The organism is Sutcliffiella horikoshii (assembly GCF_008180725.1).
Lineage (GTDB): Bacteria > Bacillota > Bacilli > Bacillales > Bacillaceae_I > Sutcliffiella_A > Sutcliffiella_A horikoshii_B.
The window spans coordinates 317,502-341,063 of sequence record NZ_VTEV01000003.1; the positions used below are offsets into that span (position 1 = coordinate 317,502).

At 41.4% G+C, this 23,562-nt stretch carries 19 protein-coding genes; 1 reads left to right on the top strand and 18 read right to left on the bottom strand.

All coding sequences use genetic code 11. The features are described from left to right. Window position 1 precedes the first annotated feature (1 nt). From ysxE to hemA, 8 genes are all read right to left on the bottom strand, one after another. Window positions 2–1,042 carry a spore coat protein YsxE gene (gene ysxE, locus FZC76_RS08495; protein WP_148987800.1) on the bottom strand — a complete coding sequence of 347 codons (1,041 nt, stop codon included), beginning with the start codon at window positions 1,040–1,042 and terminating at the stop codon, window positions 2–4. An 84-nt stretch (window positions 1,043–1,126) separates the two neighbouring features. After that, a complete protein-coding gene (gene spoVID / locus FZC76_RS08500; RefSeq protein ID WP_187442000.1) occupies window positions 1,127–2,377 on the bottom strand; it encodes a stage VI sporulation protein D in 1,251 nt (416 codons plus the stop codon). 455 nt (window positions 2,378–2,832) lie between these two features. Next, on the bottom strand, window positions 2,833–4,122 hold the full coding sequence (hemL, locus tag FZC76_RS08505) for a glutamate-1-semialdehyde 2,1-aminomutase (protein WP_148987802.1): 1,290 nt from the start codon (window positions 4,120–4,122) through the stop codon (window positions 2,833–2,835). A 265-nt stretch (window positions 4,123–4,387) separates the two neighbouring features. After that, window positions 4,388–5,368, bottom strand: coding sequence for a porphobilinogen synthase (gene hemB, locus FZC76_RS08515; RefSeq protein ID WP_148987803.1), 981 nt, complete (start codon window positions 5,366–5,368; stop codon window positions 4,388–4,390). Window position 5,369: 1 nt separating this feature from the next. Then, window positions 5,370–6,116, bottom strand: coding sequence for a uroporphyrinogen-III synthase (locus FZC76_RS08520; protein ID WP_148987804.1), 747 nt, complete (start codon window positions 6,114–6,116; stop codon window positions 5,370–5,372). After that, entirely contained in the window at window positions 6,116–7,048 is a 933-nt protein-coding gene (hemC, locus tag FZC76_RS08525) for a hydroxymethylbilane synthase (protein ID WP_148987805.1), read from the bottom strand. Before hemC ends, FZC76_RS08520 begins: the two co-directional genes overlap by 1 nt. A 31-nt stretch (window positions 7,049–7,079) precedes the next feature. Further along, on the bottom strand, window positions 7,080–7,913 hold the full coding sequence (locus FZC76_RS08530) for a cytochrome C assembly family protein (RefSeq protein ID WP_148987806.1): 834 nt from the start codon (window positions 7,911–7,913) through the stop codon (window positions 7,080–7,082). A gap of 15 nt (window positions 7,914–7,928) precedes the next feature. Next, window positions 7,929–9,299, bottom strand: coding sequence for a glutamyl-tRNA reductase (hemA, locus tag FZC76_RS08535; protein WP_148987807.1), 1,371 nt, complete (start codon window positions 9,297–9,299; stop codon window positions 7,929–7,931). A gap of 250 nt (window positions 9,300–9,549) precedes the next feature. Here hemA and FZC76_RS08540 point away from each other — a divergent pair, with 250 nt between their 5' ends. After that, a complete protein-coding gene (locus tag FZC76_RS08540) occupies window positions 9,550–10,032 on the top strand; it encodes a LiaF transmembrane domain-containing protein (protein WP_148987808.1) in 483 nt (160 codons plus the stop codon). Between the two features lie 238 nt (window positions 10,033–10,270). On the opposite strand, the gene FZC76_RS08545 is transcribed toward FZC76_RS08540, so the two are convergent. The 10 genes from FZC76_RS08545 to FZC76_RS08590 all read right to left on the bottom strand — a co-directional run bounded on the left by FZC76_RS08545 (window position 10,271) and on the right by FZC76_RS08590 (window position 23,213). Beyond that, window positions 10,271–11,002 carry an amino acid ABC transporter ATP-binding protein gene (locus FZC76_RS08545; RefSeq protein ID WP_148987809.1) on the bottom strand — a complete coding sequence of 244 codons (732 nt, stop codon included), beginning with the start codon at window positions 11,000–11,002 and terminating at the stop codon, window positions 10,271–10,273. A 12-nt stretch (window positions 11,003–11,014) separates the two neighbouring features. After that, the gene (locus FZC76_RS08550) at window positions 11,015–11,677 is read right to left on the bottom strand and encodes an amino acid ABC transporter permease (RefSeq protein ID WP_148987810.1); all 663 of its coding nucleotides are present in this window, start codon (window positions 11,675–11,677) and stop codon (window positions 11,015–11,017) included. 118 nt (window positions 11,678–11,795) lie between these two features. Then, window positions 11,796–12,575: a transporter substrate-binding domain-containing protein gene (locus FZC76_RS08555; protein WP_148987811.1), complete on the bottom strand. Its 780-nt coding sequence runs from the start codon at window positions 12,573–12,575 to the stop codon at window positions 11,796–11,798. Between the two features lie 296 nt (window positions 12,576–12,871). Continuing rightward, window positions 12,872–14,074, bottom strand: coding sequence for an alanyl-tRNA editing protein (locus FZC76_RS08560; RefSeq protein ID WP_148987812.1), 1,203 nt, complete (start codon window positions 14,072–14,074; stop codon window positions 12,872–12,874). Between the two features lie 71 nt (window positions 14,075–14,145). Next, window positions 14,146–14,730 carry a ribosome biogenesis GTP-binding protein YihA/YsxC gene (yihA, locus tag FZC76_RS08565; RefSeq protein ID WP_148987813.1) on the bottom strand — a complete coding sequence of 195 codons (585 nt, stop codon included), beginning with the start codon at window positions 14,728–14,730 and terminating at the stop codon, window positions 14,146–14,148. After that, the gene (lon, locus tag FZC76_RS08570; RefSeq protein WP_148987814.1) at window positions 14,727–17,051 is read right to left on the bottom strand and encodes an endopeptidase La; all 2,325 of its coding nucleotides are present in this window, start codon (window positions 17,049–17,051) and stop codon (window positions 14,727–14,729) included. Before lon ends, yihA begins: the two co-directional genes overlap by 4 nt. A 235-nt stretch (window positions 17,052–17,286) precedes the next feature. Further along, window positions 17,287–18,972, bottom strand: a complete 1,686-nt coding sequence (gene lonB / locus FZC76_RS08575; RefSeq protein ID WP_148987815.1) for an ATP-dependent protease LonB — start codon at window positions 18,970–18,972, stop codon at window positions 17,287–17,289. A 157-nt stretch (window positions 18,973–19,129) separates the two neighbouring features. Next, window positions 19,130–20,398 (bottom strand): ATP-dependent protease ATP-binding subunit ClpX, encoded by a 1,269-nt coding sequence (gene clpX, locus FZC76_RS08580; protein ID WP_148987816.1) that lies wholly within the window; start codon window positions 20,396–20,398, stop codon window positions 19,130–19,132. Window positions 20,399–20,704: 306 nt separating this feature from the next. Further along, window positions 20,705–21,991: a trigger factor gene (gene tig, locus FZC76_RS08585; protein ID WP_148988032.1), complete on the bottom strand. Its 1,287-nt coding sequence runs from the start codon at window positions 21,989–21,991 to the stop codon at window positions 20,705–20,707. A 217-nt stretch (window positions 21,992–22,208) separates the two neighbouring features. Beyond that, window positions 22,209–23,213: a tetratricopeptide repeat protein gene (locus tag FZC76_RS08590; RefSeq protein ID WP_148987817.1), complete on the bottom strand. Its 1,005-nt coding sequence runs from the start codon at window positions 23,211–23,213 to the stop codon at window positions 22,209–22,211. Window positions 23,214–23,562: the final 349 nt, after the last annotated feature.

Below are 23,562 nucleotides of genomic sequence, written 5' to 3' on the forward strand. Positions count from 1 at the left end.
CTTAACTGGTTTGGGCCTCTTTGTTTTTATTCTGCTCTTCAATCTGATTGATCCTGCCTGCTACATATTCAATATTTTTGGCAAGCCAATAGCTTCCCTGAATTCTTTTCACTAACTCCCGCTCCGAGTGTGCTCTTCTTTGGTTTGGAATAGGAGGCTGTTGAAACTGCGTTACTGCCTGCATAAAGGACGCGGGATGCGAAAGATAACTGAGCGTAAGATCTTTTTCATAATCTTGCAGGCTGAATCCCTTTTGATATTCGTAGAACCAGTCAATACAGTCGTCACAAAATAGTGGATATGTTCGTAAATATCGTTGATAAAAGGAGATAAGGTCGTTTGCAGGTGCGGCTTGCTTTGCTCTTTCCCAGCTTATAAAATAGCCCCTGCCCTCTGTATCTTTTACAAAGTGGTGAAACGATACCCTACCATGTGTCATAGCCACACGGTGTTTTTTCGTTTCCTTCACCGCCTCCTGCCAGTTTTCCAGTTTTTGCAGGGAAAATTTCTGAGCAAGTGATATTTCATGGGCGTAAGTGCAAACTTGAAGCTCAAACGGGGACATATACAGCTTTTTCTCACATACATCCACAAACTTCTCTAAGTCCTCTTGCTCTTTCGTCCATTCCTCCGAAAGCCGGTCGTAAAATGAGGTAATCTCCTTTTCTGGATACTCCTTTTCTTGAACCGTCATGTTATGAAGTTTGGCAAGTTCTTTGAACATCAAGCTGTCCTTGAAATCCAGCTCCCGCTCCTCATTGTCCTCAATCCAAGGCATCAAGTAGTATGCATCAGAGTAACTTTCAATAAAATAATACCCTTGCCTTGTCTGATAGATGGGAACCACCGTTTTGATTCCACGCTGGAAGAGAGAATGAATATTTCGGAATAATGGATATGCATGTTGTTTCTTAATTTTCTTGAGGGCAAATGCTCCTTTATTCGTTGCAACTCTCCAAACCCCACTATGCTGTTCTATATATTCTGGAACGATGCCATATTGATACACTAACTCTTCTACGCTTTGCTCATTTGTCTGCATCGCGAAAACTCACTTCCTCTGATATTTTCAGGTAAAAAAGAAGTGAGAAAAGGTCACCCCTTCCTCACTTTCCTCCAAAGCCGGTTATTGACTCTTAGAGGAAGCCTTTACCGGAATATATAACAACTGCCCCTCATTGATGTGGTCATCTGTGGAAAGCCTATTGACTCTGATCAACTGCTGAATGGAGACATCGTATCGTTCAGCAATATGGTCCATCGATTCTCCTTGCTGCACAATACATATTTTCAATTTGGTGAAATCATCTCCACCTTCATCTGCAAAAATCTTGGTCAGGGATAAATCATTCTCATCCCTTGGCTCATCGGAATAGTTCTCATATTGCTGCGGATCTGCAACCGCCTGTTGGCCCTGCCTTTTATCAAATAGGGAAACAACGTTTGATGCTTCATCCTCGTTTTGATAGTGTTTACCTGCATGTAAAGAATGTAGTGGGGCATACGCATCCTCTTCTTTATTTTGATAAATAAAGTCTGCAGGATTATATGGTGCTTCTTCTTCTACTGCAGGCGTTTTTCGTGCCTCTACTTCAAACGGGGCATAATCGCCTTCTTCATTGTAATTGTATTGCATGTTTCTATCTATCTCATCTTGATTAAGAATCTCTTCTTCTTCGTCTTCATCGTCCTCTGTATAGTACTGGTAGGTATCTTCTTCGTATTCATTATCGGAGTTTGCACTGCGATACATTGGTTCGTATTCGAAAGCTTCTTCTTGCTCTTCTTGCTCTTCTTGTGTAGCTTCTGTTTCTTGTTCTGTTTCAGTTTCTTCTTCGTAAAGATGTGATTGGTTTTGTGAAGCATATGATTCTTCATGGTCCCGGTTAGGTTCCACTTCATATTCAAATGATTCTTCCTGATCCTCTTCCCAGGCCGGGGCGCTTTGCTGATGCCCGTATATTCCAGAGATGGACAACTCCGCGTCCAATTGCAGGCATCCTCGAGTTGGGACGCTGTAGTCGAATGACTCTATCGCCACATAAATATCGTCTAAACTCTGAATTCTGTTCTTTGGTATCGTAATATCGACCGGAAAACGATGGTTCAATACGCAGACGCCATCTTCTCGCTGCTCTACTTCCTGTACAACACGGGCTTGAGGTTGATACTCTTCCTCATCATCCGCCTCCGCATTCACATGATATTCCCCCGCTAATAATAAAGCTCCACGTATGGAAACATATTGGTCCTGCTCATAAATTTGTATATCAGGATCTAACGCAATGGAGATAAGCTCAGATACTTCCTGTCCCTTTTGAAACCATATCGATTCCTCTACTGAAAACCGCAAGCACGATTGCTGTTCTGAAGACAAAGGGGTTCCTCCTTTCACACCTATCAAAAATTTACTATATCAATAAAGATGTATGATGAGATTTGGGAGAATATGAATAGTTAAGAGAAAAATTTGAAAGGGGGGTCAGACCCTTGCAGGAGATTTGCGGTGTGTGTAGAAGGGAAATTTGAATTTTTGGCGTGTTAGTTAGATTGTATGATTCGGGTGGTGATTTGATGTTAGGTTGTTTGGTCTTGGTGGAATTCTGGTAGGGGGTTTGGGATAAGTGTAGAAGGTTTCGTATAAACGGTAGAAGTGTGGCTGGGAAATGTAGAAAGTGTCTTAGGAAATGTAGAAGGTATCTGGGGAAATGTAGAAGCTCGCCTGAAAAATGCACAACATCTATCTTCAAGAATAAAACAGAAATCAAAAAGCCCACCCCAATGCATTCTCATGCATGGGAGTGGACCTCACCTCAAAAAGAAAATCAATTATTATCCTTTTATCGCAGAAAACGATTTTTCAATCGCTTCTAATGTCTTTTCAATATCCTCATCACTATGAGCTGTGGACAAGAACAATCCTTCGAACTGGGATGGTGGCAGGAATACTCCGTTGTTTGCCATCTCACGGAAAAACTTTGCGAAATAACCTAAATCTGAAGACTTTGCCACATCATAGTTTACTACTTCCTCACTATTGAAGAAGAAACCAATCATGGACCCTGCTCGGTTTACCGATACAGGCACATTGTATTTCTCACCTAAAGCAACAATTCCCTCTTCTAAGCGATCCGCTTTTTTGCCGAACTCTTTATACGTTTCAGGAGTCAGTTGAGCCAAAGTTTCAAATCCAGCTGTCATGGCAAGTGGATTACCAGACAATGTTCCGGCCTGATAGATTGGTCCACTTGGAGCAACCTGTGCCATGATTTCGGCTTTACCGCCATATGCACCAACAGGAAGGCCTCCTCCGATTACTTTACCAAGACAGGTTAAATCAGGTGTTACGCCGTAAAACCCTTGTGCACAATGGTAATCCACACGGAAACCAGTCATTACTTCATCAAAAATCAACACAGCGCCATATTCCGTGGTTACCTCGCGTAAGCCTTCCAAGAAACCTGGTTGCGGTGGAACCACTCCCATGTTACCAGCTACAGGTTCCACAATGACACCAGCGATGTCGTCTCCGAATTCCTTGAATGCATAACGGATGCTCTCCAAGTCATTGTAAGGTACGGTAATCGTGTTTTGCGCGACACCTTCAGGCACACCAGGGCTGTCAGGCAATCCAAGCGTTGCGACACCAGAACCGGCTTTAATCAATAGGGAATCGCCATGTCCGTGATAGCAGCCTTCAAACTTGATGATTTTGTTACGTCCTGTATATCCACGTGCTAAACGAAGCGCACTCATCGTAGCTTCTGTTCCGGAGCTCACCATACGGACTACTTCGATGGAAGGTACTCTTTCAATAACTAGCTTTGCGAGTTCGTTCTCGATAAGTGTTGGAGCACCAAAGCTTGTCCCTGATTCTGTTACTTTTTTAATTGCTTCTACTACGCGGTCATTGGAGTGGCCATGAATTAGTGGTCCCCATGAAAGAACATAATCTATGTATTCGTTTCCGTCCACATCGTATATTTTAGAGCCTTTTCCTCGCTCCATGAAGATTGGGTCCATGTCTACTGATTTAAAGGCACGTACTGGGCTGTTCACGCCGCCTGGCATCAGTTTGGACGCTTCTATAAAAGCTTCTTTAGAATTTTCATAACTTCTCATTCTTCTATCATCCTTTCTTTTTCTGAAATGGATTACAAATTAATTTAATCGTTCATTTACGCTGCAGGCACTGCTTTCCATAGGCGGTCCGGAAGCCTCCTCGGCCTCACCGAAACCACAGAAAAGTCTTTTTACTAAGATATTGTTAAGACACCGCTGTTGATTTCCGCAAATGGCTTCGCTTTCCTAGGGGCGCAGCTGGAGCAGCCTATGGGGTCTTCCCTGTGCCTTCCGCTCCAATCCATCATTCTAGGAAACCAAATTGTTACTTCTCATCCAACCAACGCGCCACGTCTTTTGCGTAGTAGGTGATGATCAAGTCTACACCTGCACGCTTCATGCCGATTAGTTTTTCCATCACCACTTCTTGTTCGTTGATCCATCCGTTCATGGCTGCCGCTTTGATCATAGAGTATTCGCCACTAACATTGTAGGCTACGACAGGAACATTGAAGTTGTTTTTTACATCACGGATGATGTCCAAGTATGCCATGGCAGGCTTCACAATTAGGAAGTCCGCTCCTTCTAGCAGGTCAGACTCTGCTTCGCGAAGTGCTTCTTGACGATTGGCTGGGTCCATTTGATACGTTTTTCTGTCTCCGAATTGAGGAGAGCTGTGCGCTGCATCACGGAAAGGGCCGTAGAATGCGGAAGAATATTTCACTGCATAGGACATGATTGGTACATTTTCAAAGCCGTTCTCATCCAACCCTGCGCGGATTGCCGCTACGAATCCATCCATCATGTTGGACGGAGCAATGATGTCCGCACCTGCACGCGCTTGGCTAACTGCTGTGCGCGCCAACAGATCAAGTGTTGGATCATTTAAAATCCGACCCTCTTCCACAATTCCACAATGTCCGTGAGATGTATATTGGCACAGACATGTGTCTGCAATAATTACAAGCTCCGGGAAGCTTTCTTTAATTTGTGAGATTGCCTGCTGCACAATGCCATGGTCATGGTAGGCTTGCGTTCCTACTTCATCTTTTTCTTTCGGCACACCGAACACGATAACTGATTTGATTCCGAGGTCCGTAACTTCCGCCATTTCAGCATTCAACAGGTCCAAGGACAGGTGGTATACGCCTGGCATAGAAGGAACTTCCTTCTTAATGTTTTCCCCTTCTACCACAAAAATTGGGTAGATGAAGTCTTCCTTATGTAGGTATGTTTCACGCACCAATGAGCGCATGTTATCTGAATTTCTTAATCTGCGATGACGAGTAAATTGCAAGTCTTTCATATTATGTATCCTCCCTTTTAAAATATTGCACAATTTCTTCTAAGAGACCGTCCATTGTATACTCAGATGGACTGATTGCCACATTAATTCCGGCTTTTTCTGCAGCATTTCTGGTTATCGGACCAATGGTTGCCACCGGACCTTTTGGCAGCCCGAAAAGTTTCATATAGTTATGTACGGTTGAAGGGCTGGTAAACGTGTATAGGTCAACTTTTCCCTCTTTCAACCATTTCCATTCCTTTTCCTCTGGTACTCGAATCCTGTTTTCATATACGACTATCTGCTTAACATTGTACCCTATTCTACTAAGTTCTTCACGTAAAAGGGGCCGAGCAAGATTGCCTTGAATGAGCAAAATGGAACTGATTGTCTCTTTTGCAAAACTATCTATCAAATCTTCTGCAGAAAACCTACTTGGGACAAGGTCCACTTTATATCCAAGCACTTCCAATGCTTGTTTTGTTTTTGCTCCGACCACTGCAATCTTGTTTGGCAAGCGACCTTGATAGAGTTCAAAGAAATACTTCACGCCATTTACACTCGTAAATACAATCCACTCATAGTCTGGTAAGTTAGACTTAATATCCTCAGCGACACTTTCGTTATCCGAAACATGCTGAAATTGAATAAGAGGGACTTCAAGCGAGGTCCCTCCGAGTGACTGGATCTGCTTGGAAAAGTACCTTGCCTGCTCTTTGCTTCTTGTAATAAGAATGCGTTTATCGGCTAAAGGCAAAGTACGATCCATTACTGATCCAGCTCCTTTTTCACATCATCAATTAATTTTTTTCCACCCTGTGCAGTCAGACTCTCAGCAGCTTCCAATCCGACCTTCACAGCATCTGTTCCTGTAATTCTTTCTTTATATAGTACAGAGCCGTCTGGGGCACCTACGAGTACTGTCAGCGTGATGTTATCATCCTGTCCAACAGAGGCATATCCCGCGATAGGCACTTGGCATCCACCTTCCATTTTATGAAGGAAAGCACGTTCTGCTGTGACTGCTTTTTGTGTCACAGAATCCGTGAACAAACTTAAAGCTTCAAGCAATTCAGCATCATCTTCACGGCATTCAATGGAAAGAGCCCCTTGTCCAACAGCTGGCAAGCATAGATCTTCATCAAGGAATTCTGTCACCACATCTTTTGACCATCCCATTCTTGCAAGGCCTGCTGCTGCTAAAATAATCGCATCATAGTCTTCATTTTGAAGCTTTGCGAGACGTGTATCAATATTTCCTCGAATCCATTTGATTTCAAGATCCGGACGTTTTGCTAGTAGCTGTGCACCACGGCGCAGGCTACTTGTTCCCACAATAGACCCGCTTGGCAGATCTGCAAATTTCACATGGTCCTTAGAAATAAATGCATCGCGGTGATCTTCACGGAAAGGAATGCATCCAATCGTCAAGCCCTCCGGTAAAACAGCTGGCATATCTTTCATGCTGTGAACGGCCATGTCTATTTCTTTATCAAGCATCGCTTGTTCGATCTCTTTAACGAAAAGGCCTTTTCCACCAACTTTAGATAAGGTGACGTCAAGAATCTGATCTCCCTTAGTGACAATTTCTTTTACTTCAAAATCAAAAGGCGCACCTAATGCCTTCAGTTGATCGATGACCCAGTTCGTTTGGGTTAAAGCAAGCTTACTTCTTCTAGAACCTACAACTATTTTTCTCATATTTCCTCCTTACCCAAAGCCGATGGGATTCCTATAAGATCCAAAAATGAAAATTTGATAATCTGCCAAACAGGAAAAAGTTGATGAGGACGACTAGAAACGCAGCAATATTCCAGTTCGCTATCCCCTTCCCACTAATTCCTTTTGCAAGTCTTTGATAAAAATAATAACTGTATGCTGTAATGACAATGAAAGAGCCAATCACTTTCATGTCATACCATTGAAATTCGGACAATTTAACAGACGCCCAAATGCTACCTAATATTAACGAAAGCAATAGCATCGGCACTCCGATTACATTCAAAACATAGGACATATGATCAAGTTTGGCCAAATCCTGAATCCGCAATAACCGTTTGCCCCACTTTTTCTCCTTTAACAGCCGATATTGAATGACATATAACAAGGAAAATACGAAAGACAGGGAAAAGGCACCATAAGACAGGATTGCCATTGTAATATGAATAATGAGTAACTCGGATACTAAGGCTTGGGCAACCACTTGGGATTCATGCTGTACAGGTGTGAATGTGTGCAATGCCAATACTAAAAATCCTATCACATTTGTAAAAAACACAATGAAGTCAACGCGTAAGATTCTGTTTATGATGAGAGAAAAGGTAATCAATACCCATGTATAGAAATACATCCCCTCATAAAGCGTCAATATTGGGAATCGTCCGGTATCAAGCATACGTAAAAATAAGAAAACCGTTTGCAATACCCATACAATTGCAAGTAACCAGAAGGCTGTTTTATTTGCCTTCTGGTTATGTTGAAGAAAATCAATAAAATATAAGAGCACGCTTAAGGCATAAAGAAGAATCGTTAATTCATATAGCCTTGCGATTGTCATCTCTAGCATAGTTAACAGCCTCTCTTACGACCTGTATGTCGCAGCTTGAGGAAGCGGAATTCCTACAGGAGCCGAAGAACTCTTCTCCTTTTTCACAGTATAGTACTGTGATTGAACTTCTTGTTGAACCGCCTCTTCGATATTAAAGATTTTAGTGAACAGTTCTAGAGATTCTTTTGCGTCAGATTCGGCTGAAAGTTCTTTCGCTCGTAAAATCGGGTCGCGCAACATCTGGTTGATGATGCTCTTCGTATGTTTATTTAAGACCTTAATCTCACGCTCCGAAAGATGAGGAAGTTTTCGTTGGATACTTTGCATCGTTTCGGATTGAATATCCAGCGCCTTTTGACGTAATGCGGAAATGACCGGAACCACACCAAGTGTGTTCAACCAGTGTTTAAACTCCACAATCTCCTCTTCGATGAACAGTTCAATCTCTTCTGCCGCTTTTTTGCGTTCTGCCAAATTGGCATTGACGATTCCCTCAAGATCATCAATATCGTATAAGAAGACGCTCTCTAACTTATCCAATTCCGGGTCCAAATCCCGTGGAACCGCAATATCCACCATGAAAAGTGGACGGCCTTTTCTCATACGCTCAACATAGGTCATATCGTCTTTAGTTAAAACATAGTCTTTGGCACCGGTAGAAGAGATAAGAATATCCGCTTCTACCAACGCACAGGAAAGCTCCTGCATGGACTTTGCCTGGCCTGCGAAACGATTCGCCAGGTTTGTTGCTTTTTCCAACGTACGGTTGATGACCGTAACTTTTTCTACCCCGTTGCTGTGAAGATTCTGGACGGCGAGTTCTCCCATTTTCCCTGCGCCTAAAATTAATACATGCTTGTTTTTCAAATCCCCGAAAATCTTTTTCGCAAGCTCCACCGCTGCATAGCTGACAGAAACGGCATTGGATCCGATATCAGTTTCGGAATGTGCCCGTTTCGCTAAAGTGATAGCTTGTTTAAATAATTGATTAAAAATGGTTCCGACCGTTTTATGTTCTTGTGCGGCAAGAAAACTTGTACGGATTTGACCAAGGATTTGTGTTTCCCCAAGCACCATGGAATCCAATCCACAGGACACCCGGTACAAATGCTCAATTGCCCCGTCATGTTCATATATGTTCAAGTAAGGAGAAAACTCTTCCTTGTCTAAACCGAACCAGTCTGCAAGGAAAGCTTTAATATAATAACGTCCAGTATGCAACTGATCGACTACTGCATAGACTTCCGTACGGTTGCAGGTAGAAACAATGATGTTTTCCAAGATGGACTTTTGGTCCTTCAGAGCTACCATTGCTTTATTCAGATCAGCTGGATTAAATGTCAATTTTTCACGTATTTCAACAGGGGCCGTTTTATAATTAACACCGACTACTATGATATGCACTTGTTCGTACACCCCCACAAAAAATAATATCATCTACTAAAATTATAACATGACTAATGCTAGATACTTTTGTTAAAATGTGAACAAATAGTTTCCAATTTAATAATTAGGATACATGAAAATACACCGTTTTCATGGTTTCTCTTAGTTATATATTACAAACATTACAATTCTTTTATTCACCAACTTGTACATTAACAGAATTTCATTGTAGAATCAAGGTTTCAGCCTCGATCTCAAGGAGGAAAATATGAAGAAAAATAGCTTTCTGCCTGGGTTGCTTTTATTATTTTTTGGTGCATATTTCCTGTTACAACAATTAAACATTGTGTTGTGGGAAGGGATGTTGCACTGGTCCACTATCCTCGTCATTGCAGGAATTGCACTTTTATTACAAGCTTATAAACAGAGTGATTATCCTAACATCCTCCCTGGCTTTGTATTACTAGGTATTGGATTGCATTTTCAGCTTAAGGATAAGGTAGATGTCTGGCCCGATCACTTTGCTGTTATCATTTTGATTATCGGCATTGGCTTTATTCTTCGTTCGCAGAAGACGAAGGGCGGTATGTTTGAGGGAGTCCTGTTGTGCATACTTGCTAGTTTCTTTCTTTTCTACGATACGTTTATGGAGATGCTAGGTGTGGTAGAGACTGGTGTTGCTAGTTTACATACTTTTTGGCCGGTTTTGTTGATTTTGATTGGTGCGTTTTTTGTTTTTAAGAAGAAATAATGGAAGACCTACAAGCAATGGAGTGTTATTCCGTTGTTGTAGGTCTTTTTGTTTGTACACCTATGTTTACTCCCTGTTTTCTTCCGTTCCAGGTGTTCGCTTTCCGCGGGACGGTGCTTGAGCCTCCTCGCTGCGCTGCGGGGTCTCAAGCTACCGTTATCCCCCGTAGAAGTCTCACACCTTGCACTCCAGGGAACAGGGGAAATCTGTATCACCAAATTGCCAATTTGATTACTGGTTACAGAACAGCTTCCAGGAAGTCTCTTGTTCTCTGGTTTTTAGGATTGTTGAAGAGGTCCTGTGGGGGGCCTTCTTCGACGATTTTGCCGTCGTGCATGTAGATGACTCGATCGGCGACTTCTTGGGCGAACCCCATTTCGTGGGTGACGACAACCATGGTCATTCCTTCTTCGGCGAGTTCTTTCATGGTTTTTAGTACTTCTCCTACCAGTTCAGGGTCAAGGGCGGATGTTGGTTCATCAAAGAGCATGACATCCGGTTTCATGGCAAGGGAACGAGCAATGGCCACACGCTGCTTTTGTCCGCCTGAAAGCTTTTCGGGATAAACATTCTCTTTATCTGACAAGCCCACTTTTGCCAAAAGATCGGATGCGATTTTTCTTGCGTCCTCTTTCTTCAGCTTCTCGACCTGTACAGGAGCTTCCATAACATTCTCTAAAACTGTTTTATGAGGGAAAAGATGAAAATGCTGAAACACCATGCCGACTTTTTGACGGACTTTATTTAAATTGTCTTTTTCTACGTCGACTTCCTTGCCGTCTATGACTACAGTGCCGCTATCCTTCATTTCAAGAAAGTTCAAACAACGCAGAATTGTACTTTTACCGGATCCGCTGGCACCAATCAGACAGACAACTTCTTTATTTTTTACGGTCAAAGATATATCTTTTAAAACATGTAGGTCTCCGAACGATTTATTTAAGTTTACGACTTCTATTTTGTTACTCATTATCCCTACCTCCTATCTATCACTAACTGAGAATTTACGTTCTAACAGATTAACAAATATTCCAATCAACCCTACAAGGAATAGGTAGTAAACAGAAACTACCAACAAGTACGTCATATAGTCAAAGCTGTTTGCACCTTGTGTTTGCGCTACATTGAACAGTTCGTAGAAACCGATAAATGCAGCTAAGGATGAATCCTTTAAACAGATGATAAACTGATTTCCAAGTGGCGGCAGTGCCCTTCTGAACGCCTGTGGCAATATAATTCTTCTCATCGCCAGATTGCGTGTCATACCCAATGAGCGTCCAGCTTCCATTTGTCCTTTGTCAATCGATTGAATGGTTCCACGGAATATCTCGGCAATATAGGCACCATTATGGAAGGCCAGCGCCAATGTGACGGACCAGAATGCAGTGATTCCCATCTGCACCAATCCATAGTAGAATACAAAGATTTGAACAATTAATGGGGTTCCCCGTACAAGGTATATGTAAGTATTGGCGATCCACTCTAGTACTATAATCTTGGATATTTTAAGAAAGGCAAAAAATAAGCCGACAAAAAGTGCAATAACAATTGAAATGGCTGTAATTTGAAGGGTTTTTAGCATCCCTCTTAAAAACATGTCATATGAACTGAAGAATACATCAATAAAATGTGCTAAACTGGGCATACTTTGCTTCACTCCCTTGTGCTGATGTGTGCTATTGTGATATTTAATGCTGATAAAAAATGTGTGGTGAGTGAACACCACACATTTCAGAGACAGGATAGATTATTCTAATTCGGTATTACTCACCCGGGTCTGAAGTAATGTCTTCACCAAAGTACTCTTCACTTATCTCTTTTAGTTTTCCGTTTTCACGTAATGTTTCAAGCGCTTCATTAATCGCTTCCAATAGGGCTTCATTACCTTTTGCTACTGCTACAGCCTGTTCACTGCGATCTAATAGCTCGCGAGCCTCCAGTTCCATTCCTGATCCGATTGCTTCACGACCGGTAACAAAATCCGTTACCACTGCATCGTGACGGCCATTGTTAAGTGCCTCTAACGCCACAACATCGCTATCATAGTTTACGATATTATCAGATACACCCTCCACTAAATCTGCATAAGTGGAGCCTCTGGAAACGGCGATTTCCATTCCCTCTAGATCATCCATGGTTTGGATGTCACTGTCAGGACGCACAAAAATTTGGGCGCCAGAATAATAGTATGGTGTGGAGAAGTCCACTTCTTTTAATCTCTCTTCCGTAATGGTATGACTCGCAACCGCAGCATCAAAGCGGCCATTCTTTACTCCTTCAACAATACTCGCAAAAGTGTACTTTTCCTGCTCTGGTTCCAACCCAAGTTCAGCTGCAATAGCTTCCCCGACCTCGATATCAAACCCAGTCATGTTTCCGGAACCATCTGTTACACTAAATGGCGCAAATTCTCCTGAAGAAGCAAATATAAACTTATCTTCCTTTACTAATTCATACCCTTCACTTGTTGTTGTTTTACCACCGCATGCTGCCAGAATGGTAGACAACAAAAATAACGTGACTAACAATACCCTTTTTTTCAATTTCCAAAATCCCCCTTAGTGTCCATTTTTTCGTCTCCCTTTTATGTTAACAATTACGGAAAACTACCACAAATAAGCTTTAAATTCATATTTGTTAATAATTCAGTAAATTCCAACTTTAGAAGACTTCACTACCTATGTATCGTATGTATGCTCGGAATTGCTCCTTGTACATCCTATTCCCTAATTTTCCAATCTAATAAACATATTTTTCGAAATTTTTCTTACTTTTTACTAATAAAAAAATAGATTTCATAGCTACTATTTCATTTAAGCTATGAAATCTATTCTACTCTTTAATCGTTTAATAAAAGATGTGTTATTTTTTCTAACACTTCTTCCCCAGTTAGCGCTGTTTCTCCCCCACCTTGGACGAAGTTTTCTCTACCGCCACCTTTTCCATTTATGAAGGTAAAGACTTTGTTGGCTACATACCTCATATCAAGATTTGAGTTGCTTCCTCTAGCGCCGACAAATTGCAGCTTTCCTCCATTTTCAGCGAAAAGAAACACGTTAATATCGTCTTTAGCTGAAACTAATTTCCGTGCCATACTTTGAAGTTCTGCCATTTCCTTATTTTGAAGCACAGATTTTATTATTGTCCGACCTGCAACTACTTCCGTTTGAGAAGAAAGAGCAGTTGCTTCGTATTCTAGAAGCTTTTCTTTCATGTCTTTTAGCTCTTTTGCCTGTTCTTTACTTTGCCCCAATATTCTTTTCACTGCTTCTGCCATGCCATTCTGAGGAGCATTCAATAAGGAGGATAACTCCGAAACTACCTGCTGTTTTTCATGAAGTTGTTTTAACACTCTATTACCTGCAACAAAGGATACACGGATCATGTTCTTTTGTTTTTCTAAAGAAAGAGTCTTAAGAGAAGCTACTCCGCCAGTTGAATGAGGGTGTGTTCCTCCACAGCCGTTATAGTCAAAATCCGGGATGATGACTAGGCGGATATCTTCCGATACTGACAGTTCTTTTCTTAATGGATAGTCTGATAGTTCTTCTTGTGTTACCCATTTGGTCTCTATTTTACGGTTCTCAAGGATTATTCTATTAACGAGTGTTTCAGCTTCTAGGATTTCCTCGTCCGTCAACTCAGTAGTATCCAAATCAATGGTGCACACTTCTTTGCCCAGATGAAAACTTTTGGTTTTATAGTAAAATAGCTCTTCAAACGCAGCAGATAAAAGATGCTGTCCTGCGTGTTGTTGCATATGATCATATCTTCTTTCCCAATCAATGATGCCCTTAACTTCCTTTGATGTTTCGGGCAGTTTGTCCTTAAGGTAATGTCTGATTTCCCCGTTAATTTCTTGTACCTCTATGACAGTTTGGTCATTTAGGCTACCAGAGTCATACGGCTGCCCTCCGCCTTCTGGATAAAAGGCGGTTTGTTCTAGTATGGCATACCATTTTCCCGATTTGTCTTGTGATTGTCTCACCAGCGTTGTTGTAAATGTCTGTAGGTATGGGTCTTTGTAAAATAATTTTTGCACCTAAGTCACTCCTCACTTTAAACCAAAAAACTGCGTTCAGAGTATTCTTTCTCTGATTCGCAGTTTCGGTTTTACTTCATTCTTTTTTGCAACATGCCCCAGACTTCATCTTTGCCTTGTCCTGTTTCGGAGGAGAAAAGAATTAGTTCGTCTTCTTTATTCATTCCGAGGGTTTCTCTGATTACTTTTAAGTGTTTTTGCCATTTCCCTTTAGGGATTTTATCCGCTTTCGTCGCAATGACTACTACTGGAAGCTCGTAATGCTTCAGGTACTCATACATCGTGACATCATCTTTGGATGGCGGATGGCGAAGGTCCACTATTTGCAGAACGGCACGTAGCTGTTCTCTGCTTGTCAAATAGGTTTCCATCATTCTGCCCCATGCATCACGCTCGGATTTCGGGACTTTCGCGAAACCATAACCAGGCACGTCGACGAAATGCAACATCTCATTGATCAGATAAAAATTCAATGTCTGTGTTTTCCCTGGTTTGGAGGATGTTCTCGCAAGGTTTTTGCGGTTGATCATCTTATTGATAAAAGATGACTTTCCTACATTTGAACGGCCCGCCAAGGCGAATTCCGGCAAAAGCTCACTTGGGTATTGTTCTGGTTTTACGGCACTTATTACAATTTCTGCTTGTGTTACTTTCATTTTTTCTCTCCTGCTAATGCGTGTTCTAACACTTGATCTAAATGTGATACTAAAACAAACGTTAAATCTTTTCGCACACTTTCTGGAATATCATCCAAATCTTTTTCATTCTCTTTAGGTAGTATAACCTTTTTTAAGCCAGCGCGGTGTGCACTCAGGGATTTTTCTTTCAGTCCGCCGATTGGTAGCACACGTCCTCTTAACGTGATTTCACCTGTCATTCCAACATCTCTTCTGACCGGTCTGCCAGTTAATGCTGAGATTAGGGCAGTGGCCATTGTAATCCCGGCGGATGGACCGTCTTTTGGAACAGCACCTTCTGGGACGTGAATATGGATATCATTCTTCTCATTGAAATCAGGGTCAATATTCAATTCGTCCGCTCGTGAGCGGATAAAGCTAAATGCTGCATGGGCTGACTCTTTCATCACATCCCCAAGCTTACCGGTCAACATGAGCTTTCCTTTACCTGGTGATAGGGATACTTCAATGGATAATGTATCGCCACCAACGGTTGTATAGGCAAGGCCTGTTGCCACGCCAACCTGGTCTTCCTCTTCCGCCTGTCCGTAACGGAATTTCGGCTTACCAAGGAATTCGGCAAGGTTTTTATCCGTAATGACTACCCTTTTCTTCTCACCGGAAACGATGAGTTTGGCTGCTTTCCTGCAGATAGAAGCAAGTTGTCTTTCCAAACTACGTACCCCTGCTTCTCGGGTATGGTGACGGATAATGGACATTAGCGCTTCGTCTCTGACTTGCAGAAGATTCTTTTGTAAACCATGCTCCTTTGCCTGACGAGGTAGAAGATGGTCTTTCCCTATATTTAACTTTTCTATTTCTGTGTAACCTGCAATCGTAATGATTTCCATTCTGTCGCGCAGAGGTCCAGGAATGGTAGCCAAGTTGTTTGCTGTGGCGATGAACATGACATTGGATAGGTCATATGGTTCTTCGATATAGTGGTCACTGAAATTAAAGTTTTGTTCTGGATCTAATACTTCCAGTAATGCAGAGGAAGGATCTCCCCTGAAGTCATTGGACATTTTATCAATTTCATCTAAAAGAAAAACCGGATTGATGGTTCCCGCCTTTTTCATACCTTGGATGATTCGTCCCGGCATTGCCCCTACATAGGTTCTTCTATGGCCGCGGATTTCTGATTCGTCGCGAACTCCACCAAGGGAGACGCGGACAAATTTGCGATCCAGTGACTTTGCGATAGAACGTGCCAGAGAGGTTTTACCTACACCAGGAGGTCCTGCTAAACAAAGGATCGGGCCTTTTAAGGATTTCGTCAGTTGTTGGACAGCTAAGTATTCCAACACACGTTCTTTCACTTTTTCCAATCCAAAGTGATCTTCGTTAAGAATTTCTTCCGCTCTGATAATATTCAATTGGTCTTCTGTTGCTTCTGTCCATGGAAGATTCAATAACCAGTCAATATAGTTCCGGATAACAGAACTTTCAGCGGAACTGGAAGGGATCTTTTCATAACGGTCTATTTCCTTCAATGCAGTCTTTTTCACATTTTCCGGCATGCCGATCTTTTCAAGTTTCTCTTTAAGATCCTCAATTTCTCCGCCTTTACCTTCCTTGTCGCCAAGCTCTTTTTGGATTGCTTTCATCTGCTCACGAAGGTAATATTCCTTTTGTGTACGTTCCATGGAACGCTTTACTCGCAAACCGATTTTCTTCTCTAATTGGAGTACTTCTTTTTCATTATTTACATGCTTGATCACTTTGTTCAGACGCTCTTTCACATCTCGCGTTTCGAGAATATCCTGTTTTTCTTTCATGTTAACAGGTAAGTGGGATGTAATGATATCGGCCATTCTCCCAGGCTCTGTTATATCAGAAACGGTATGATATGTTTCGACTGTTGTCTTTTTAGAGAGCTTTGTGTATGTATGGAAATAGTCCAGCAAAGTTCTCATTAAGGCTTCGTCTTCCGGATCTTTCTCTTCTGTATCCGGATAGGTCAAAAGTTTGGCTTCCCAATGTGTATCTTTTTCAATAAACTCTTCTATTTTTGCACGTTCCAGCCCTTCAACCAGGACACGGACCGTTCCATTTGGAAGCTTTAACATTTGTTTTACTTTTGTCAAAGTACCCCAAGTGTAAAGGTCCTCTTTTGTAGGATTGTCGGTTCCCACTTCTTTTTGTGTAGAGAGAACAACAATGTCGTCTCCTAGCATCGCTTGCTCTAACGCCTCTATCGACTTTTCTCTTCCGACATCCAAATGTAACACCATTGTCGGAAAGACCATTAACCCTCTTAAAGGCAATAATGGAACATGATATTCCTTATTTGTTGCCATGGTAACACCCCCGTACGCTCTTCCTTTATGTATCTTTGTTCAATTCTATCCTAATTAAATAGCCCTGTCTAATTAAAGAGAAACTTATAAAAGAGTTTGTTTTATTATCTTTTACAACTTTGCCTAACTTAATATAGAAATGGTAGTAAAAATTTTACCTTTTTCCAGGCATTAGTGCAATCAGTAAGGCTTCGTGATGTAAAACAGGCAGACCATCGCAAGGCCTGCCCACCATTTACATGGATTCTGTTTTCGGAATGCTCATTGGAGCATGCAATATGCTTTCTACGTTCGTTTCCGTAATCTTTTCTCTCAATAAGGTCAGATCCAGGACTTCTTGGAACTCTTTTACTGGAATGACTTCAATGCCGTCGATTTCTTTTATAATCGATTGCATGTTTTCAGCTGGAATGATGACTTTCTTTGCTCCAGCCTGTTTTGCCGCTTTTATTTTCGGAATAACTCCCCCAATTGGTTTAACAGTTCCGTGGATGCTGATTTCTCCTGTCATTGCGACAAGATTGCTGACTGGAATTTTGAAGATGGCAGAATAGATTCCCGTCGCCATTGCAATTCCTGCAGAAGGTCCGTCAATCGGGATACCCCCTGGAAAATTGACATGGATATCATAATCAGCAGCAGGAACGCCTAACTTTCTTAATACGGTAATAACGTTCTCAATGGAACCTTTGGCCATACTCTTTCTGCGGACGGATTTGCCGCCTTGATTGCCCATGCTTTCTTCTTCCACAATTCCTGTGATGTTCACAGTCCCTTTTTTCTCTTCGGTAGGGATTGCTGTCACTTCTATCTCAAGAAGCGCACCTGAGTTTGGTCCGAATACCGCGAGGCCGTTCACAAGTCCAGGCTGTGCAGCTTCTTTGATTTTGTTTTCATATTTCGGCGCCAATTGACTGGAGTGGACCACCCATTCAATGTCAGCCACCTTTACAGTATCGCGGTCTTCTGTGATAGCAAGTCCACATGCTATCTGCATCATATTTACCACTTCTCGTCCATTTCTTGTATAAGAGGCAAGCAGGCTGATACCTTCTTCTTCGACCATCATATTGATTTTAGAAGCCGCATTCCTAGCGACAGCTTCCAACTCCTCTTGATCTAACTCACGGAAGAAAACTTCCATACATCTAGATCGAATGGCAGGAGGTATTTCATTCGGCGTTCTGGTGGTTGCCCCTACAAGGCGGAAATCCGCAGGCAGACCATTTTGAAAAATATCATGAATATGCGTTGGTATTTGGTTATTTTCTTCACTGTAATACGCGCTGTCTAAGTACACTTTCCTATCTTCCAACACTTTAAGTAATTTGTTCATTTGAATAGAATGAAGTTCACCAATTTCATCGATGAAAAGCATTCCTCCATGCGCATGTGTTACAGCTCCTTGTTTTGGTTGCGGTATACCTGCTTGCCCCATTGCGCCAGCACCTTGGTAGATCGGGTCATGTACTGAACCAATTAACGGATCCGCAATCCCTCTTTCATCAAAACGAGCCGTTGTTGCATCCAATTCAATAAAAACGGCAGACCCTCTAAAAGGAGACTTTGGATTCCTTTTGGCTTCTTCAAGAACAAGCCTTGCAGCAGCAGTTTTCCCTACTCCTGGAGGTCCATAAATGATGACATGCTGAGGGTTCGGCCCACAAATGGCCGCTTTTAATGCCTTGATTCCATCCTCTTGCCCGACGATTTCTCTGAAGCTTGTTGGTCTTACTTTCTCAGCAAGTGGCTCTGAGAGTGAAATACTTCTCATTTTTCTTAGTTGTTCCATTTCTTTTTTCGATTCTTTATCAATCGTTACTTTTTGCGTCCGTTGGTTTTTGAGCAGGTTCCAGAAATAAAGGCCAATGATGACCCCGAAGAAAAGCTGTATGAACAGTGCTATACCTGTAAAAGACATAGAAACCCTCCTGCATTCTTGATGTGATTATATGGTAGTATCTCCGTGGGATTGGCTAATAATCCAATAAAAAATATTTGGTTAAAATAGGCTTTTTGCGAAAAGATTGGAGGGTATAAAAAAAAGCACTCTCCCGAAGGAAAGTGCTCTCTTGTGGTTATGCAGAAGTCTTTTCGTCTTGTTTCAACTCAGACCCATCATCTAAAATCAACTTAGGCGCAACATTGTCAGCAACCGTTTCAGCTGTAATCACACACTTCTTGATATCCTCACGAGAAGGTAGCTCATACATAACATCCAGCATAAGTCCTTCAATGATAGATCTCAATCCACGCGCACCAGTTTTTCTTTCGATTGCTTTCTTCGCAATCTCAGATAATGCACCATCTTCAAACTCAAGTTCCACATTATCAAGATCAAGCATCTTTTGATATTGCTTCACAAGTGCATTCTTAGGTTTTGTAAGGATTTCAATTAGCGCATCCTCATCTAGCGGCATTAAGCTCGCTGTAACAGGAAGACGACCGATGAATTCCGGAATTAAACCGAAACGAAGTAAGTCTTCCGGCAATACTTTTCCAAGCAATTCTTTTTGCTCTAGATCATCCGCTTTTGTTTCAGCAGTACCGAAGCCAATAACTTTCTTACCTAGACGGCGTTTGATGATTTGCTCAATTCCGTCAAATGCACCACCGCAGATAAATAAGATATTCGTGGTATCGATTTGAATGAATTCTTGATGCGGGTGCTTACGTCCACCTTGAGGCGGAACGCTTGCAACAGTTCCTTCAAGAATTTTCAATAGTGCTTGCTGTACACCTTCACCAGATACATCACGGGTGATGGACGGATTTTCAGATTTACGCGCTACTTTATCAATTTCATCGATGTAAATGATACCTTTTTCAGCTTTCTCTACATCATAATCAGCAGCTTGAATCAGTTTTAGCAGAATATTTTCTACATCTTCCCCAACATAACCAGCCTCTGTTAAGGAAGTAGCATCTGCAATCGCAAACGGTACATTTAAGATTCTTGCAAGTGTTTGAGCAAGAAGTGTTTTACCGCTACCAGTCGGTCCGATCATCGCAATATTACTCTTTGCAAGCTCTACATCATCAATCTTACTATTGGAGTTAATACGCTTATAGTGGTTATACACCGCTACAGATAAAGATTTCTTAGCAGACTCCTGACCAATAACATATTCGTCTAAAATATCGCGAATTTCTTTTGGCTTTGGAACGTCTTTAAATTCTACTTCTTCCTCTGTACCCAACTCTTCTTCTACGATTTCCGTACAAAGTTCAATACATTCATCACATATGTATACGCCTGGACCTGCTACAAGTTTACGAACTTGGTCTTGTGTTTTTCCGCAGAAAGAACACTTCAATTGTCCTTTTTCGTCATTAAATTTAAACAAATTGTTTCACCCCTTATCATTTCTCTCTTTTCCCATCCATCGGCTGGTTTCCTAAAAAATGAGAAAATCTCATCATTTTAAAAAATAGTTATGTACTGCATTTTACCACATTTAAGCCTAACATTTCTAATAATAATACTTTGGTTATGTATGGATATTTTAGAAGATGGGTCCGTACTATTGTATCCATGAATTCATTTTACTAACACAGTGTTGAATGGAAAAAGCGGAAAACTTTACTTTTAAAAAGGTCTAGATGGTACAAAACAAGGCACGATCAAGTCGCGCCTTGTCTCTTATACTCTATTATGCAACATCTTTGCTGTTTTCTACAAGGAAATCAATTGCTTTTCTGATTTTCAAATCTTCTTTAAGACCTTCCAAGCTACCTAAAGCTTGCTTGATTTGGTCAACAGACATGTTGTACATGCCAGCCATTTTTTCGATCTCTTCGTTTGCTTCTTCATCTGTTACTTCGATGTTTTCAGCTTTAGAGATTGCTTCAAGCGTAAGGTTCATTTTCACACGCTTTTCTGCATCCTCTTTCATTTGAGTGCGAAGAGCTTCTTCATCTTGACCGGAGAACTGGAAGTAAAGCTCCATGTTCATACCTTGCATTTGAAGGCGTTGTTCGAATTCACGAACCATGCGGTCTGTTTCAGTTTTCACCATTGCTTCAGGAATTTCCACTTCTGCATTAGCAGCAGCTTTGTCAACTAGCGTGTCGCGTAGGTGGTTGTCAGCTTCAGTCTTCTTCGCTTCTTCAAGGCGAGCTTTTGTTTTTGCTTTAAGCTCTTCAAGCGTTTCAACTTCTTCATCTACATCTTTCGCGAACTCATCGTCAAGTGCAGGAAGTTCTTTTGTTTTGATTTCGTGTACAGTTACTTTGAATACTGCAGGCTTACCAGCAAGCTCTTCAGCATGGTACTCTTCAGGGAAAGAAACTTCTACTTCTTTCTCCGCTCCAGCTGCAAGACCTACTAATTGCTCTTCGAAACCTGGGATGAACGTGTTAGAACCGATTTCTAAAGAATAGTTCTCTGCTTTTCCGCCTTCAAATGCTTCGCCGTTAACGAATCCTTCAAAGTCCATAACAACAGTATCGCCATTCTCAACAGTTCCTTCTTCTTTCACAGCAAGCTCAGCTTGACGCTCTTGAAGGCCTTTTAAGTCAGCTTCTACATCTTCGTCTGTAACGTTAGCATCTAGACGCTCAACTTCTAATCCTTTGTATTCGCCAAGTTTAACTTCAGGCTTAACGATCACTTTAGCAGTGAAAACAAGCTTTTCGTTTTTAGCGATTGTTTCGATATCGATTTCTGGTTGATCAACAGGCTCAATTCCAGTTTCAACAACTGCGTTAGAGTATGCAGTTGGAAGAATGATATCAAGAGCATCTTGGTATAAAGATTCTACACCAAAACGTTGTTCGAACATTCCACGAGGAATTTTCCCTTTACGGAAACCTGGTACGTTTACTTTAGTAACTACTTTTTTGAATGCTGCGTCAAGACCTTGATTAACTGTTTCCGCATCAACTTCAACTGTTAATACGCCTTGATTACCTTCTAACTTTTCCCATTTAGCAGACATAATTTTCCCTCCAACATCTATTTTCAAAGAAGATAATGATGACACACTATCTAATCTGATTAACCACACATGGTGGTTGTTGTTTTCTACATTTTGCTGCAAGTACACAGTCTTAAACACCCCTTGTTACAAGAGGTTAATCTAAGAACCTATATCGTATATACAGTTTACAACCCTTACATTATAACATAATCCCAGATGAGTTCAACACATAGCCTCATAATCGTAAATATGAAAAATCTTCAAGCTTATTGATCTCGCGTGTGACCAACTTCACTTCTAGACCAGAAACGTGGTATTGCTCTGCCAACTCTTCGTCGCTTGCATCCAAACCAAACAGTTCCACCCCTGCTCTATGCAAGCCAGCGGCCCATACTTCCGGTTTGTCTGGAGTGAAAGGCATCGGAAATTGAACAGTATGTATTCGGACAAGCATTTCTTTTAATCCTTCGTATAATGTGGGGTTGTCACTTTCCACTTTATCTTCCAATATAGAAATTATTTTGTTTAAAAAAGGATCTTCTTCACCACTTTTTAAATTGGATGGAACAACGGTGGTTCGTTGTCCCATTTTGCTTACTTCTGTTTCCTTGTCCCAGCCTTGTTCAATAAGAATGTGAAGCAAGAAGGTTTTTAGGACCGGGTGCTTTAGTTCATCCTCTAAGTATTGTTGAATCTCAGGGATAAGCGGACGAATGTTGCGGTGCTTCAACGATTGGATGAGTTCATATTGTTTTTGGACAGTCCCTTCATGAAGCAAAAACAATTCATCCTCTTGATCGTTATAATCAGGTTCCATTGATTCATTTTCTTCTGAAGGCAGCATCTTTCTAGCAAACTCCAAGAGCTGATAGAAATTTTGCGCATATTGTGCAGGCAGCTTATCTTCTTCAAGGATTGCTTCAATCGTGGATTTGACCTCCGCATACTCTTTTAATTGAATAAGAACTGTTATGTATATCTGAAGCACATGAAAATAATCACCAACATCTTCCCTAAGCATTTTTTTGCATCGGTTTTTTGCCTCTGTTAACTGACCAAGTTCCATATAGCAAACTACCATGCCAAGCTCCACTTCCGCATAGGCATAGTCATTTTCCCGGGCCTGTTCAAATAGTTCCAACGCCTCTGAAAACTTTTTCTCTTTCATCGTTTGCATCGCTTTTTCCAGCAGTCGCTGTTTTAGATTAGGGAACTCTACTATCTTTTTTGGTTTTTTCATATGTATAGCCGTCCTATTTTTATTGTGAAAATATTTGAAACAAGTTTATCAATGTTTGGAGGGGAGCACAAGTGAAAGCGTGGGATAATACGTTTTTGTAGATCTTCTATTGGACAGTTTGGGGTTGGGGGATACTTCTTTGTCTTTGACCGTACGGGTATTTAACACTGCTCTTTTGTCTAATACGAAAGCTCTATTTGACCGTACGGGTATTTGACATTGCTCTTTTGTCTAATACGAAAGCTCTATTTGACCGTACGGGTATTTGACATTGCTCTTTTGTCTAATAGGAGCGCTCTATTTGACCGTACGGGTTTTTAACACTGCTTTTTTGTCTAATAGGAGCGCT